General features: G+C 63.8%; 17 protein-coding genes. 8 read left to right on the forward strand and 9 right to left on the reverse strand.

Going from position 1 to position 14486, the window contains the following annotated elements:
• Positions 1 to 49: 49 nt before the first annotated feature.
• The 3 genes from tatC to lnt are packed head-to-tail and all read left to right on the forward strand — an operon-like array spanning position 50 to position 4762.
• Positions 50 to 793 carry a twin-arginine translocase subunit TatC gene (tatC, locus tag LH407_RS00770; protein ID WP_322134918.1) on the forward strand — a complete coding sequence of 248 codons (744 nt, stop codon included), beginning with the start codon at positions 50 to 52 and terminating at the stop codon, positions 791 to 793.
• Between the two features lie 10 nt (positions 794 to 803).
• Entirely contained in the window at positions 804 to 3227 is a 2424-nt protein-coding gene (locus LH407_RS00775; RefSeq protein ID WP_322133196.1) for a DEAD/DEAH box helicase, read from the forward strand.
• 20 nt (positions 3228 to 3247) lie between these two features.
• Positions 3248 to 4762 carry an apolipoprotein N-acyltransferase gene (gene lnt / locus LH407_RS00780; protein ID WP_322133195.1) on the forward strand — a complete coding sequence of 505 codons (1515 nt, stop codon included), beginning with the start codon at positions 3248 to 3250 and terminating at the stop codon, positions 4760 to 4762.
• 35 nt (positions 4763 to 4797) lie between these two features.
• On the opposite strand, the gene LH407_RS00785 is transcribed toward lnt, so the two are convergent.
• From LH407_RS00785 to LH407_RS00800, 4 genes are all read right to left on the reverse strand, one after another.
• Positions 4798 to 5172 carry an RNA polymerase-binding protein RbpA gene (locus LH407_RS00785; RefSeq protein ID WP_322133194.1) on the reverse strand — a complete coding sequence of 125 codons (375 nt, stop codon included), beginning with the start codon at positions 5170 to 5172 and terminating at the stop codon, positions 4798 to 4800.
• A gap of 93 nt (positions 5173 to 5265) precedes the next feature.
• Complete coding sequence (locus LH407_RS00790; protein ID WP_322133193.1) at positions 5266 to 6054, reverse strand: glycerophosphodiester phosphodiesterase family protein; 789 nt, start codon at positions 6052 to 6054, stop codon at positions 5266 to 5268.
• Positions 6029 to 6943 (reverse strand): SPFH domain-containing protein, encoded by a 915-nt coding sequence (locus LH407_RS00795; RefSeq protein WP_322133192.1) that lies wholly within the window; start codon positions 6941 to 6943, stop codon positions 6029 to 6031. The genes LH407_RS00790 and LH407_RS00795 overlap by 26 nt, the downstream gene beginning before the upstream one ends.
• A gap of 2 nt (positions 6944 to 6945) precedes the next feature.
• Entirely contained in the window at positions 6946 to 7512 is a 567-nt protein-coding gene (locus LH407_RS00800) for an NfeD family protein (protein WP_322133191.1), read from the reverse strand.
• A gap of 21 nt (positions 7513 to 7533) precedes the next feature.
• Between LH407_RS00800 and LH407_RS00805 the strand changes: the two genes are divergently transcribed.
• From LH407_RS00805 to LH407_RS00815, 3 genes are read left to right on the forward strand one after another with little or no spacing between them, the layout of a single operon-like run.
• Positions 7534 to 8310 carry an SDR family oxidoreductase gene (locus tag LH407_RS00805; protein ID WP_322133190.1) on the forward strand — a complete coding sequence of 259 codons (777 nt, stop codon included), beginning with the start codon at positions 7534 to 7536 and terminating at the stop codon, positions 8308 to 8310.
• Complete coding sequence (locus LH407_RS00810) at positions 8307 to 8765, forward strand: NUDIX hydrolase (RefSeq protein WP_322133189.1); 459 nt, start codon at positions 8307 to 8309, stop codon at positions 8763 to 8765. The genes LH407_RS00805 and LH407_RS00810 overlap by 4 nt, the downstream gene beginning before the upstream one ends.
• Positions 8765 to 9241, forward strand: coding sequence for a heme-binding protein (locus LH407_RS00815; protein WP_322133188.1), 477 nt, complete (start codon positions 8765 to 8767; stop codon positions 9239 to 9241). Before LH407_RS00810 ends, LH407_RS00815 begins: the two co-directional genes overlap by 1 nt.
• Positions 9242 to 9252: 11 nt before the next feature.
• On the opposite strand, the gene LH407_RS00820 is transcribed toward LH407_RS00815, so the two are convergent.
• The gene (locus tag LH407_RS00820; protein ID WP_322133187.1) at positions 9253 to 10137 is read right to left on the reverse strand and encodes an SDR family oxidoreductase; all 885 of its coding nucleotides are present in this window, start codon (positions 10135 to 10137) and stop codon (positions 9253 to 9255) included.
• A 48-nt stretch (positions 10138 to 10185) separates the two neighbouring features.
• On the opposite strand from LH407_RS00820, the gene LH407_RS00825 reads away from it, so the two are divergent.
• Positions 10186 to 10809, forward strand: coding sequence for a TetR/AcrR family transcriptional regulator (locus LH407_RS00825; RefSeq protein WP_322133186.1), 624 nt, complete (start codon positions 10186 to 10188; stop codon positions 10807 to 10809).
• Here LH407_RS00825 and LH407_RS00830 read toward each other — a convergent pair.
• The 4 genes from LH407_RS00830 to argG are packed head-to-tail and all read right to left on the reverse strand — an operon-like array spanning position 10806 to position 14037.
• A complete protein-coding gene (locus LH407_RS00830) occupies positions 10806 to 11744 on the reverse strand; it encodes a hypothetical protein (protein WP_322133185.1) in 939 nt (312 codons plus the stop codon). The two genes, LH407_RS00825 and LH407_RS00830, sit on opposite strands and share 4 nt — an antisense overlap.
• Complete coding sequence (locus LH407_RS00835; protein ID WP_322133184.1) at positions 11741 to 12085, reverse strand: PadR family transcriptional regulator; 345 nt, start codon at positions 12083 to 12085, stop codon at positions 11741 to 11743. Before LH407_RS00835 ends, LH407_RS00830 begins: the two co-directional genes overlap by 4 nt.
• A 43-nt stretch (positions 12086 to 12128) precedes the next feature.
• Positions 12129 to 12590: a hypothetical protein gene (locus tag LH407_RS00840; RefSeq protein ID WP_322133183.1), complete on the reverse strand. Its 462-nt coding sequence runs from the start codon at positions 12588 to 12590 to the stop codon at positions 12129 to 12131.
• Positions 12591 to 12594: 4 nt separating this feature from the next.
• Positions 12595 to 14037, reverse strand: a complete 1443-nt coding sequence (gene argG / locus LH407_RS00845) for an argininosuccinate synthase (RefSeq protein ID WP_322133182.1) — start codon at positions 14035 to 14037, stop codon at positions 12595 to 12597.
• A gap of 55 nt (positions 14038 to 14092) precedes the next feature.
• Between argG and LH407_RS00850 the strand changes: the two genes are divergently transcribed.
• Positions 14093 to 14473, forward strand: a complete 381-nt coding sequence (locus LH407_RS00850; protein WP_322135026.1) for a YchJ family protein — start codon at positions 14093 to 14095, stop codon at positions 14471 to 14473.
• Positions 14474 to 14486 lie beyond the last annotated feature (13 nt).

Consider the following 14486-nt stretch of genomic DNA (forward strand, 5'->3'; position numbering starts at 1 on the left):
CGGCATGGCCACCCGATCAGGGCGGTGGCGCAATAAGAGCGACGAGCGTATGTCGCTCGCCGAGCACCTCCGCGAGCTTCGTAGGCGACTCGTCATCTCTGCGATCGCGATTCTCGTGACGGCGGTGGCGGGTTTTTTCCTCGCGCCCTTCGTCATCGACGCCTTGCGGGTTCCGATCAACCAAATCGCCGAACAGCGCAATGCGGAGATCATCTACACCACTGTGACCGGCGCGTTCGATCTTCGATTGGCCATCTCGTTCACCATCGCGATCGTGCTCGCGAGCCCAGTGTGGCTCTACCAGATCTTCGCGTTCCTGGTCCCGGGCCTGACGTCGAAGGAGAAGCGCTACACGTTCGGATTCTTCTTCTCTGCGGTGCCACTGTTCTTCTTGGGGGCGGCTGCGGGATGGTTCGTCTTCCCGCACATGGTCGAACTCCTCACCTCCTTCTCATCGCAGGAGGACTCGACACTTCTTGACGCCAAGATCTACTACGACTTCGTCATCAAGCTCGTACTGGCTGTGGGGATCGCCTTTGTGCTCCCCGTGTTCCTGGTTCTCCTGAACTTCACGGGAGTTCTGAGCGCGGCATCCATCCTCAAGGGCTGGCGAGTAGCCATCCTCGTGATCACACTCTTCACCGCCCTCGCGACGCCAGCTGCCGACGTGGTCTCGATGTTCCTTCTGGCGGTTCCGATGGTCATCCTCTACTTCGCAGCGTTCGGGGTGGCGTGGCTGCACGACCGTCGCGTGGCACGCCGCGAAGCGGCATTCGCCACAGCCACCGCTTAGGCTGAAGCTAATGACCTCCGAGCTCTCGCCGTCGGAGCGGTATGCCGCTTCCCGCCGCCGTAGCGACCATCCCGTGGTCGAGGCTTTCCGGGCGGGGCAGCGCTTCGACCTCGATCCCTTCCAACTCGAAGCGTGCCGTCACCTCGAGGACGGCGAGAGCGTGCTCGTGGCCGCGCCGACGGGTGCCGGCAAAACGATCGTCGCCGAGTTCGCGATCTTCCAGGCGATGCAAAGACCACGATCGAAGGTCTTCTACACAACCCCGATGAAGGCGCTCAGCAACCAGAAATTCAACGAACTGGTCGATGAGTACGGTCACGAGTCTGTTGGCCTTCTGACGGGCGACAGCAACATCAACTCGGGAGCGCGAATCGTCGTTATGACGACGGAAGTGCTCCGCAACATGCTGTACGCAAATTCCGACCTCCTTCGTGACCTCGACTATGTGGTCATGGACGAAGTGCACTTCCTCGCTGATCGCTTCCGCGGCGCCGTGTGGGAGGAAGTCATCATCCACCTCCCGCAGAGCGTGCGTATGGTGTCTCTCAGCGCGACGGTCTCCAACGCCGAGGAGTTCGGCGATTGGCTGCAAGCAGTTCGCGGCGATACCGCCGTGATCGTCTCCGAAGACCGTCCCGTGCCGTTAGATCAGCACATCCTCATGCGCACGAAGCTCGTTGACCTGTTCGACTCCTCCGGAAGCATCGGTACAAACCGTGTCAACCCGGAGTTGCTCCAGCTAGCACGGTCGGGGATGCCACGCCAGAAGGGTGGCCGGGGCGGCCCGCGCTACTACTCCCGTCAGGGCCGACCGGAGAGCCAGCGGATGCAACGGGCCGACGTTGTGCATCTGCTCGAGTCACGCAATCTCCTCCCGGCGATCTTCTTCAACTTCAGCCGAAACGGATGCGATCAAGCTGTATCGCAGGTCCTCCGCAGCGGCTTCACCTGCACGACAGCAGAGGAACGCCGTGAGATCCGGGAGATCGTGGAAGAGCGCTGCCGGACGCTCCTCGACGAGGACCTGGGCGTGCTCGGCTACTGGGATTGGCTGTCAGGTCTCGAACGCGGCGTCGCGGCCCATCACGCCGGGCTGCTACCGGCGTTCAAGGAGGTCGTGGAAGAGCTCTTCCAGAAGAAGCTCGTCAAAGTCGTCTTCGCTACCGAGACCCTCGCCCTCGGTATCAATATGCCGGCGCGCACGGTTGTGCTCGAAAAGCTCGAGAAGTTCAACGGCGAGGCTCGAGTGCCCATAACACCGGGGGAGTACACGCAGCTCACCGGGCGCGCTGGTCGACGCGGTATCGACGTCGAGGGCCACTCGGTCATCCAGTGGGCAGAGGGCCTCGACCCGCAGTCGGTCGCCTCGCTTGCCTCGCGACGCACGTACCCGCTCAATTCGAGCTTCCGTCCCACCTACAACATGGCGGCCAACCTCATCGAGCAATTCGGGCGCGCTCGCACGAGGGAGATTCTGGAATCGAGTTTCGCCCAGTTCCAGGCCGATCGTGCCGTCGTCGATCTTGCCCGCAAGGTGCGTTCCCAGGAGGAGTCGCTCGCGGGTTATGCGCAGTCGATGACGTGTCACCTCGGCGATTTCGCCGAGTACTCGGGCATCCGTCGCGAACTGACCGACCTCGAGCGCAAGGGCATTTCCGGCACGGCAAGTCGTGCCGAACGAGATCGCCGGCAACGCAAACTCGCCGAGCTGCGGCGCCGGATGAAGCAGCACCCCTGTCACGCGTGTCAAGAACGTGAGTCCCACGCGAGGTGGGCGGAGCGCTGGTGGAAGCTCAAGCGCGAAACCGATCAACTGTCCTCCCAGATCCGCAATCGCACGGGTGCCGTCGCTCGCATCTTCGACCGGGTCAGCGACGTGCTCATTCAGCTCGGCTACCTCGTCGATGGTCCAGGGGGAGACCTGCAGTTGAGCCCATCGGGCCGGATGCTGCGGCGAATCTACGGCGAACGGGATCTTCTCGTCGCTGAGTCGCTCCGCCGCGGCTTGTGGGATTCTCTCGACGCCCCATCCCTTGCCGCTATGGCCACAACCCTCGTCTACGAGCCGCGACGCGAGGAGGGTGAACTCGGCGATCGCCACCTCCCACGGGGACGCTTCCGCGACGCGTTGGAGAGCACCGGCACGCTGTGGGCCGAGCTGGATGACCTCGAGCACGACCACAAGCTTCCCGGCAGCCAGCCGCTCTCCACGGGACTCGCACTCGCAATGTATCGCTGGGCGAACGGTACGAGTCTGGACGCCGTCCTCCGCGAAGCCGACATGGCCGCCGGCGATTTCGTGCGCTGGTCGAAGCAGACGATCGACCTTCTCGACCAGCTCTCTATCGTCGCGGACGGACCCGTCGGGCGCACCGCGCGGGTCGCGCTCGACGGCATCCGTCGTGGCATCGTCGCGTACAGTTCGGTCGCATGATCGTCTCGTACGATTCCACAGTGAAACCGCCTCTCCCGTTGTGGGCCGCCCTGATTGTGGCGGCGGGGGCGGGCGCCGTGCTCGACGGCGGGTTCCCCGATCGCGCGATCTGGCTCCTGGCGATCGTGGGCGTTGGTCTGGTTCTCGTGACGCTCATCGGCCGTCGGCTCTCCAGCGCCGCCCTCGTCGGGTTTGTGGCCGGACTGTCGTTTTATCTCACGCACATTCAGTGGGCATCCCTGTTCCTTGGTCCGTTGCCCATGACGGCGCTGGCGGTGCTTCAGTCACTGTTTTTCGCCGCGGGAGCCGTCGTGATCACGGCGGCCTACCGCTGGGTCCCTCGCGCGTTTCCCTCGGCTCTGGGTCGCGTCATCCTGGTTCCCGTCATTGTCTCTGGGCTCTGGACCGCCCGCGAGGCCTGGTCGAGCGTGTGGCCGTACGGCGGATTCGCGTGGGGCCGCATCGGCCTCTCTCAAGCAGAGGGGCCGCTCGCACCCTTGTTCGGCTGGGTGGGCATCTCGGGTATGACGTTCCTGCTTGTCCTCGTGGCAGCGGTGACCGTCGAAGCCGTACGCGCAACCGACCTTCCCAAGCTTTCACGTATTGCCGCCCCTGTCGGCATCTCTGCCGCGCTCCTGGTTGTGCCCTTCTTTCCGGTGTCTGTCACCGGTGACATGACGGTCGCCGCCGTGCAGGGCAACGGCAAGGCGGGATACTTCGACAATTCGTCAGCTGACGACCTCCTCCGGGCACAGTTCGACGCCACCGAGCCCCTCTTCGGCAGCGATGTCGACGTTGTCGTCTGGCCGGAAGGGACAACCTTCCGTGACCCACTCGCCGACCCGTACACAACGAGCGTCTTCGACTTCGTCTCGGAGGAGATGGATGCCCCGCTCATCGCTCAGGGCGTGAGCGAGCGCGACGGCTCGTACTACAACACCGCCGTGTTGTGGAAAGCGGGGGAGGGGGCGCTGGACTACTACGACAAGAAGCATCCGGTGCCGTTCGGCGAGTACGTTCCCGATCGCGAGTTCTGGCGGCCGTTCGCCCCGGATCTCATTGATCTGATCCAGCGCGAGTACACGCCGGGCACAACGGACCCCGTCATCGACGTCGACGGGGTCATCGCCGGCATCAACATCTGTTTCGACATCGTCGACGATCAGATCCTGACCGAGTCCGTGGAGGAGGGCGCGCAGATCATTTTCGCGTCATCCAACAACGCCGATTTCGGCCGAACCGACGAGAGCGTTCAGCAACTCGCCATCGCCCGTGTTCGCGCGCTCGAACTCGGACGCACGGTCGTGAACATCTCGACCGTCGGGATCAGCGCGATGATCGCTCCCGACGGAACGACCATCGCCGAGCTGCCCTGGTATGAGCCAGGCGCGATGGTCGAATCCGTGCCGTTGTCGGAGACGATCACACCCGCAGTCGCCGCCGGTCGCCAGATCGAATGGTTCGTCTCTGCGCTCGGGATTGCGGGACTCCTCGGCGCGTGGTTCGCGCGCACGAAAAGACCCCGCTCCCGATAAACGGGAACGGGGTCGACGTCACAGAGACGGTCGGGCTAGGCGCCGATCTTGTCCTGAGAGCCCTGGCCCCGACGAGCACGAAGGTACTCGAGACGCTCCTGGAGCAACTCCTCGAGCTCGGCTCGCGTGCGACGCTCCAGAAGCATGTCCCAGTGGCTTCGAGGAATCTTGGCCTCGGCCTCTTCGCGCTCGACAGGCTCACCGTCGGCCCCCAGAAGGATGCCCTCCTGACCCGTCTTGGGCGACTCCCACACGGGAGGGATCTCAGCGTCAGCGGCGAAAATCACCTCAAAGGTGGTGCCGTCCGCGGCACGATACATTCTCTTAACCCGCGGAGAGAACTCCACACCCTCTTCGCTCTGTAGGCTCTGGGTGCCCAGTCTCATCCCGCGCAAGCTACGGTCTGCCATTGTGTGGCCCTCCTTGTGGTCGCGGTCAGCTCCCAGTTATAAACCGTCAAGCTGGGCATAACCTTCCAGCCCCGCGCCTCTCCCAGGCTGTTCTCAGGCTGGGAGTCGGCGACCGACGAGTTCGAGCGCGAGGTCCGCGCGATCGGTGACGATGCCGTCCACCCCGAGATCGAGGAGCCCGGCCATGTCTACGGGATCGTTGATAGTCCAGATGTGGATCTCGACACCGACGGCGTGAAGACGCTCGATCATGGGCCGCGTCGCCACCGCCAGACCGAGCGCCCGGACTGGCACCTGGACCGCGTGGACTCCGCGCAAAGCTCGAGTGAGGGCCACCGACGCTCTCGCCTTTCCCGCGATGAGCGCTGAGAGGAAGACTCGCGCCGACGCGGATGTTGCGACACCGGGGAGTGCCCGCACGGCCGAGCGGCGCCGGTCCTCGTTGAACGAGGTGAGCAGCACCCTGTCGACTGCGCCGAGTTTCTCGATGGTCGCAACCGTGGGGGCTACGGCATCCCGGGACTTGATGTCGATGTTGAACCGCATCTGCGGAAATGCGTCCAGAGCTTCGGCCAGAGTGACAAAGCCCTGACCGTGCCCCAGATCTATCCGCGCAAGTTCCGAGCGCGTGAGCTGATTCACACGGATGTTTCTGCCGGCGACACGACGAAGGTCCTCGTCATGGCAGACGATCGCGGCTCCATCGGCACTCGCGTGGACATCGGTCTCGATGTAAGTCGCCCCCGCGGACACAGCATGAGCGAACGCGAGAAGTGTGTTCTCCGGCGCGTTCGTCGCCAACCCGCGGTGCGCAAAAACGCGCGGGAGCGGGGGAGCGAAGTACGCTGCGGCCGGACTACTTGGCCGCAGTGCCCTTGCCACCGAAGAAACCCTCGCTGATCCCCTTGAGCGCCTCGGTGAGCTCGGAAGGGATGATCCACATCTTGTTCGAATCGCCCTCGGCGAGTTTGGGAAGCGTCTGCAAGTACTGGTAGGCCAGCAAAGGCGAGTCAGGGTTACCCGCGTGGATGGCACCGAAGACCGTGCTGATGGCCTCGGCCTCACCCTGCGCGCGGAGAACCTGGGCTTTGGCATCACCCTCGGCGCGAAGAATCTCCGCCTGTCGAGCACCTTCAGCCTGGAGAATCTCGGACTGCTTGAGGCCCTCGGCGGTCAGAATCGCCGCGCGGCGATCGCGCTCGGCGCGCATCTGCTTCTCCATCGAGTCCTGGATCGAGACGGGCGGGTCGATCGCCTTCAATTCGACGCGGCCGACCCGGATGCCCCACTTGCCAGTCGACTCATCCAGAACAACACGGAGTTGACCGTTGATGTTGTCGCGGCTCGTGAGCGCTTCTTCGAGATTCAGACCGCCGACAACGTTACGCAAGGTGGTGGTCGTCAGCTGCTCGACCGCGCCGAGGTAGTTGGCGATCTCGTACGTCGCTGCACGGGCATCCGTCACTTGGAAAAACACCACGGTGTCGATCGAGACGACGAGATTGTCTTCGGTGATAACAGGCTGAGGCGGGAACGACACGACCTGCTCGCGCATGTCGATGAGCGGACGCAGCCGGTCAATGAACGGAACGAGGATGTTCAGCCCGGGCATGAGGGTCTTGTGGTACTTGCCCAGGCGCTCGACGATTCCGGCATTGGCCTGGGGGATGATGCGGATCGAACGGAACAGCACCACGATCACGAAGATCGCGACGACCGCGAGGAGAATGATCACGAATATCTGGCCGAGGAAGGCCCCTGGGTCGATCATCGTTACTCCTTTGGTGTGATGTCGGATTCGGTTGTCTGAGGCACGGGCAGAGCCACTTCGGCGATGGCCCCGGAAATTCTGGTCACGACGACTCTGTCGCCTTCGCGAAGCGAATCGGAGGAGCGTGACGTCCAGGTCTCCCCGTTGTCGAGTTTGACCGAGCCGGTTCCCTCGACGAAATCACGCACGACTCTGCCACCCAACCCGTAGAGCGCATCGATGTTGCTGGGGGTGGGATCGGCACCTTTTTTGAGCGTGACGAGAAGCAGTGGTCGGATGGTGAAGATCAGGAGAGCCGACAATATGGCGGCGAGCCCGATCTGGACCCACCACGGCCAGCCCAGAAGGTTGGAGCCGAGGCCTCCGATGAGGCTGCCGGCAGCCATCATGAGGAAGGTGAACTCGAGGGTCACAAGCTCGATGATCACAAAAACGACCACGAGCGCCAGCCACAGAATCCAGAGGTACTGAGTCAGGTCGACGAGCATGGCTTCAGCGCTCCCTCCCGCGATCGCACCCGAAGCCCGGGTTCGTGATTCGACGGTATCACCCTGCCTCTCGCGCGTCACCGCGACCGCTAGAGTCGTTGCGTGAGCAGTACTGAAACGCAACCTTTGGCCCCCGGATCACTCGCCGGAAAACGAGCGCTCGTCACGGGATCATCGCGCGGCATTGGCGCCGACACCGTGAAGTACTTCGCACAGGCGGGTGCGAGTGTCGTCATCAACTACCGCAATAAGGAGGCGCGAGCTCTCAAGCTCGTTGACCAACTTCGCGACGGGGGAGCGGAGGCGATCGCCGTCGGCGCAGACCTGACGGATGCCGATTCGGTGCAGGGCCTCGTCGACACGATCCGCGAGCAGCTCGGCGGCCTCGACATCCTGGTACTCAATGCATCCGGTGGCATGGAGAGCGGCATGGAGCCGGACTACGCGCTCAAGCTCAACCGTGATGCGCAAGTCGATTTCCTTTCCGCCGTGCGACCGCTTCTCGGTCCGGGTTCGCGCATCGTCTTCGTGACGAGCCACCAGGCGCACTTCATCGAGACGACCGACACGATGCCGGAGTACCGTCCCGTCGCGCTCAGCAAGCGCGCGGGTGAGGATGCTCTGCGTGAACTCATCCCGTCGCTCGAGGCCGACGGAATCTCCTTCGTTGTCGTCTCCGGCGACATGATCGAGGGCACGATCACCGCAACACTCTTGCAGCGCGCAAACCCGAACGCGATCGAATCCCGTCGCGAGGCGGCAGGGCGTCTCTACAACGTCAGCGAATTCGCGGCAGAGGTTGCCCTCGCTGCGGTCGAGCCGGTCCCAGCCAACAACACCCGCTATGTCGGCGACGTCACGGAATTCCTGAACGCGTGACCACGAAGGGTGTGCACAGGCTCACGAGTCGAGTGCTGCTCTTCGACCGCGATAATCGTGTGCTGTTGTTTTTGACGGCCGCGCCCGATACGAGCGGCATCGCTCGCTGGATCACACCCGGCGGGGGAGTCGACCCGGGGGAGAGCCACCACGATGCCGCGATTCGCGAGTTGTACGAGGAAACGGGCCTGAGGCTCGATTCCCTGGGTAACCCCAACTGGTCGCACGATTTTGACGTGGAATGGGATGATGCAGACCACGACACGGGTCACGCAGAGTTCTACACCGCAACGGTCGACGCGTTCGAGCCATCCGACGAGCACTGGACCGACGAGGAGCGCGTGGATGTCCGCGCTTATCGCTGGTGGACACTCAGCGAACTTCTCGCAACCGATGAACCCTACGAGCCGCGTGAACTCATCTCTCTGATCCGCCGACAGCTACCCTCGTGCTGATGAGTGAGCTGCCAGAATTCACGATTGACGACCTCGAGCCGCTGGCACGATTGGATGTGGGCTTCTTCGGGAATGACGATGCCGTCGATCTCGGCCTGTGCGCCATCGAGGTGATCACCGAACGCGACCTCAACCTTGCCGTCGATATCGTCGTGCGTGGTGACCTCGTGTTCCGAGCTCGATTCGGCACGACGGGACCTGAGAATGATCCCTGGTTGCAGGGCAAGGCCGCGGTGGCGCTTCATTTCGAAGAACCATCACTTTTAGTGCGACGTCGGCTCGAGGCATCCGGTCACGATGTGGCAGATCTCGGACTCGACCCGGCACTGTATCGTGCCCACGGCGGGTCGATTCCGATTCGCGCATCCGGAGAGCTCGTCGGCACGATCACGGTGTCGGGCGAGCCGGACGTCGTCGATCACGATGTGGCCCAGGAGTCTTTGGGTCGCTACCTTGATCGGAATGATATCCGATAATGCACATTATGTCAGCTTGAACGGGCCCCTGCCGGCTTCGGGTAGTGCGGGCGAAGGTTTGCCTCGCTCATGCGGTCAAGAGCTGCGTCGGAGAGCAACCTGGTCAGGCGAGTCAGCAGTGCCGCATCACGACCGATGGTGTATCGAGCCCGCGGCTTCGGGGCCGTCGTTGCGTCGGCGATAATCACCGCCGCCGCCTCAGCGCTCACACCATTTCTGGTGAAGTCCGTCGCCTGGTTGATGATGGCCTGCATGAGCCGTCCGTAGCGCCGCTCGTTGGCCGGTGTCATCTCGGCGACGAACGCCTTAGCGCGCTCGATCCCGTGTGGCGTCATCTCAGTCCGTACTCCCCCGGGCTCCACAACGACCACCTGGACGCCGTGAGGCGCCACCTCGCGTCGGAGCGCATCACTGACAGCCTCGAGCGCGTATTTCGCGCCGGCGTATGCACCGTAGGTGGGCATGGCGATTTTTCCTCCGAGAGAGCTGATGTTGACGACGCGGCCCCGGCTCTCGTGCAGGAACGGGAGCAGAGCCTGCGTGACGGCGATGTGCCCGAAAAGGTTGACGTCGAACTGGCGACGCCACTGGTCGAGTGGCAACGTCTCGACAGGAGCGTTCACGGCGATCCCTGCGTTGTTGACGATCGCACGCAGCGGGCGTCCGCCCTCATCTGCCGCCACCCGATCGACGAGTGCGTGAACCTGCTCTGGGACGGTGATGTCGAGGATGACCGGCTCGATGCCCTCTCCCCTGATCATCTCGGCGTCGACCTCTCTGCGTACACCTGCGAGGACGTGGTACCCACGACGCGCGAGCTCTCGAGCCGTGGCAGCACCCATTCCCGACGAGGAACCGGACACGACGATCAATTCATTTTTATGTGACGTTGTCATACGAAAATCATGCGCGATTCAGATGACAATGTCAAGTAGAATCGATCCATGGGAACTCGAGCCGACAGCGCCGCCGCGACGCGGGCCGCGCTCCTCAGAGCCGCCGGAAGCCTCCTCGACGAAGGTGGACCCTCCGCGGTGACGCTGCGCGATGTTGGCACGCGTGCCGGGGTCTCGCGAGGGGCTCCGTACGGTCACTTCCCCGACAAGGACCACCTGCTGAGCCAACTCGTCGTGGATGGATGGATGCGCCTGGCGGATTCACTCGCGGACATCCGGGGCGCTGGCGGTCCGGGCTCGGGCCAGCTCGAGGCCGCGCTCATGGCGCTTCTCGACCTTGCGCGACGGCAACCTCACCTCTACGCGCTCATGTGGGTAGCCCCGACCGGTGACCCTCAGGCGATCCTGGTCGCCGCGGGTCGATCGCAGGACATCTTCCTCGACATCGTCGCGGAGGTCGTCGGCAGGGACGAAGCTCGAAAGTATGGCGCGATGCTGATGTCGAGCGCGCACGGAATCGCGAGCATGGCACTCAGCGGGCACGTCGCGGCGCCGAAGTGGAACGCGAGTCCGCAGGAACTCATCGTCATGCTCGTCGACTCGATGCCGCACGCGGCACGCGATAGCGTTCGATCAGATCCCGACGGGCACGAGGGCGAACTCGGGACCTAGGGCCGAACCGACACCCTTGGGGTGCGCGGTCGTCGTGGCAGTGCACGAACCCTCAGCACGAGGTCTACCACGACCACCGCCATCAGAAGAACGAGTATCGACCTCGTGGTGCTATCGGCGAGCGGGCTGATGAAGATCGGTGCGATCACCCACAACGTGAGAAGAACGATCCACGCGATGTCGAGCCCTATCGCGGCCCACGTGAGACTCCGTGTCCAACGTCCCGCGGCAATTAGTGCGATCCCGAGGGCCGCGCTCGCTGCCCAGATGAGCAGCACCCAGGGTGCCCGCAGCACAAGAAAATCCTGGTCGAAGGCGAACGCCGCGATCACCGGATCGGGCAGGCCACTCCCCCAGCTGGGCAACAACGGCAGGGAGATGACAACGGTCGCTCCGACGACGCCTCCCACGAGCGTGAGCACGATTCCTGCCCTCGACACACGCGCGCGGTCCACCTCCTTGGTACTCACGGCGGGCGCCGCGGTTCGCCTGGTGCCGACAAGAGCTGCCACGATCGAGAGACTCACGAGAAGCCCGGGCCACCACAACGCGCCGAGGCCCCAGCTCAGCCACCACGCCCCGAGCAGACTCAACCACTCAACACCGGGCGTTGGAGTCGAGAAAGTAGCAACGAGGGTGAGCACCCACTGAACCGCCACGCCCCCGAGCGCCACTGCGGCGAATCGAGGAGCGTCCGAGGGGCGAATGATCGTGAAACCCGCCGGTCGGTAACGGTCGGCGACATCCGCCGGACGGCCGAACGCGGTGAGGAACGCGATAGTGGTCGCGTCGTCGACGACACCGCCCGCCTCCTCGGCCCTCCCCCGCAACTCGTCCGAAATGAGCTCTTTGAGCTCGAACGCGACATCGTCACGTTGGGATCGTGGGATTCGCCGCACAACGTCCGCCACGTAATTGTTGATGATGTCGCTCATGAGGTGCCGCCTTCCAAAAGTGTGTCCATGACGGATGCCAGCGAGCCCCACGACTCCGTCAGCGAATCGAGGAGCTTCTCCCCCGCGTCGTTGAGCTGGTAGTACCGGCGCGGAGGTCCGCTGGCCTCCGGACGCCACTCCGAGGCGAGGAGGCCCTGGCTTTCGAGCCGACGAAGCAGCGGGTACAGCGTGCCTTCCTCAATAGGCATCCCGCTCTTCCCGAGAGCCTGCCGAAGGGAATATCCGTACTGCGCGACACGCAACTGCGAGAGCACAGCAAGGACGATCACACCCTTGCGCAAGTCCTGCTCGAACTTGGCGTGCTCAACCCCGACTACCATGCGTCACACAGTACATAGTCTTGCACAGTAGATCAAATGCGGCTTAATGCCAGGTGTCGTTACCCATCACTTGCTGCTGGTTGAGGATTGTGACAACTCCCGCCCGCGCACTCTCGGCCGATGCCCGTCCCACGTCGTCGAGGGGACCATTACGGCAACTTCGAGCGACGAACGCGGTATCTCGCACGATGTCCGAATACAGATCGCTGTACTCGGGCAACGGTGCACCTGCGGCGAGCGATTCCGCGACAGTGTCGAGGTAGGCGCATCGCTCGGCCGTCGGCTCAGCAGCATCCGGGGTCCCCGCGTACGGCTCGAGAGCTTCCAACGCGTAGATGAGCGCCTCGATCGCCGCCACGTCGGGCTGCGAAGGAACCGTCGATGTCGGGGACCGCGTCGCCGTGATCGACGGCGGCGTGACGTCGGAAGAGCAGGCGGTGATGACGAGCGCTGCGGAGGCCAGCACAGCAACGATCGCTGCGCGTCGTGCAGCGCCCACTCTCATGCGATTAGTCGGTACCGAGGTCGAACGCGGAACCCTCGGAGACGGCATCCGTCGCGCGCTCCAGGGCATCCTCTTCGGCACCGATCTCGACGGAGCTCTCGAGGATCTCTCCCGCCGAGCCCGTCTCCAGCTCGCCGACGAGTTGAGCGGTCGCTCCCCCGATAAGTCCCGCCGTCGCGTACTGCTCCAGTCGCGAGCGCGAATCCGCGATATCGAGGTTGCGCATCGTCAACTGACCGATGCGGTCGCCCGGCCCGAAAGCGGCGTCGCCAACACGCTCCATGGAGAGCTTCTCGGGGTGGTAGCTGAGGTGTGGACCCTCGGTATTGAGGATCGTGTAGTCATCACCACGGCGGAGGCGAAGCGTCACCTCACCGGTCACAGCAGAACCGACCCAACGCTGGATGGACTCGCGGAGCATGAGCGACTGAGGGTCGAGCCAGCGACCCTCGTACATGAGACGTCCAAGCCGGCGGCCCTCGTTGTGGTAATTCGCGACAGTGTCCTCGTTGTGGATCGCGTTCAGGAGACGCTCGTACGTGATGTACAGAAGTGCCATCCCGGGAGCCTCGTAGATGCCGCGACTCTTCGCCTCGATGATGCGATTCTCGATCTGATCGGAAGCACCGAGCCCGTGCCGGCCGCCGATTGCGTTTGCCTCGAGCACGAGAGCGACAGGATCCGAGAACTCGACGCCGTTGATGGCGACGGGGCGACCGGCCTCGAACCGCACCGAGACTTCCTCCGTCTCGATCGGCACGTCCTCGCGCCAGGAAGCGACACCCATGATCGGGTCCACGATGTCGAGCCCGGTGCTGAGTTCCTCCAGGTCCTTCGCCTCGTGGGTGGCGCCCCAGATGTTGGCATCGGTGCTGTACGCCTTCTCAGTGGAGTCGCGGTACGGGAATCCGCGCGCGACGAGCCACTCACTCATCTCCTTGCGCCCGCCGAGTTCACTGACGAAGGCGGCATCGAGCCACGGCTTGTAGATTCGCAGGCGCGGGTTGGCGAGCAGCCCGTAACGGTAGAACCGCTCGATGTCGTTGCCCTTATACGTGGACCCATCGCCCCAGATGTCGACGCCGTCCTCTTTCATCGCGCGAACGAGGAGCGTTCCGGTGACGGCGCGGCCGAGCGGGGTGGTGTTGAAGTAAGTCTTTCCGCCTGAACGAATGTGGAAGGCACCGCACTGCAGAGCGACAAGTCCCTCTTCGACGAGCGCCGCGCGACCATCGACCAGACGAGCGATTTCGGCACCGTACTCCCCAGCGCGGCCGGGCACGGCAGCAATGTCCGGCTCGTCGTACTGACCGATGTCTGCCGTGTACGTGCAGGGAATAGCGCCGTTCTCGCGCATCCACGCGACGGCGCAGGAGGTGTCGAGCCCCCCGGAGAAAGCGATGCCGACGCGCTCGCCGACGGGAAGACTGGACAAAACCTTGGACATGCCCATAAGCCTAGAGCGCGACGGAGGCCATGGATGTCGGCGCTATCGTTGCCGGATGCGCTGCCCCTGCGGAACCGGCCTCCCCTACGGCGAGTGCTGTGAGCTTCTGCACCTCGGCACCCCCGCTCCGACCGCGGAGCGTCTCATGAGATCGAGGTTCAGCGCCTTCGCGGTGAACCTTCCGGACTACCTCCTCGAGACGTGGCATCCCTCGACGAGGCCAACCGAACTCGACCTCGACTCGGACGTGCGCTGGTACCGCCTCGACATCGAGTCGCGTGAGCGGGGCGGGATGCTCGACAACGGGGGCCTCGTGACTTTCACCGCGTGGTTCCGATCGACCGATGGCCCTGGCTCGCTCCACGAGACCAGCCGATTCGCTCGCGAGGGCGGCGCGTGGCGCTACGTCGACGGGATCGTCGACACTCGCAGATAGTCTCGAGGTCAAC

Origin of the sequence: Antiquaquibacter oligotrophicus (genome assembly GCF_020535405.1) — a bacterium.
Classification (GTDB): domain Bacteria; phylum Actinomycetota; class Actinomycetes; order Actinomycetales; family Microbacteriaceae; genus Rhodoglobus; species Rhodoglobus oligotrophicus.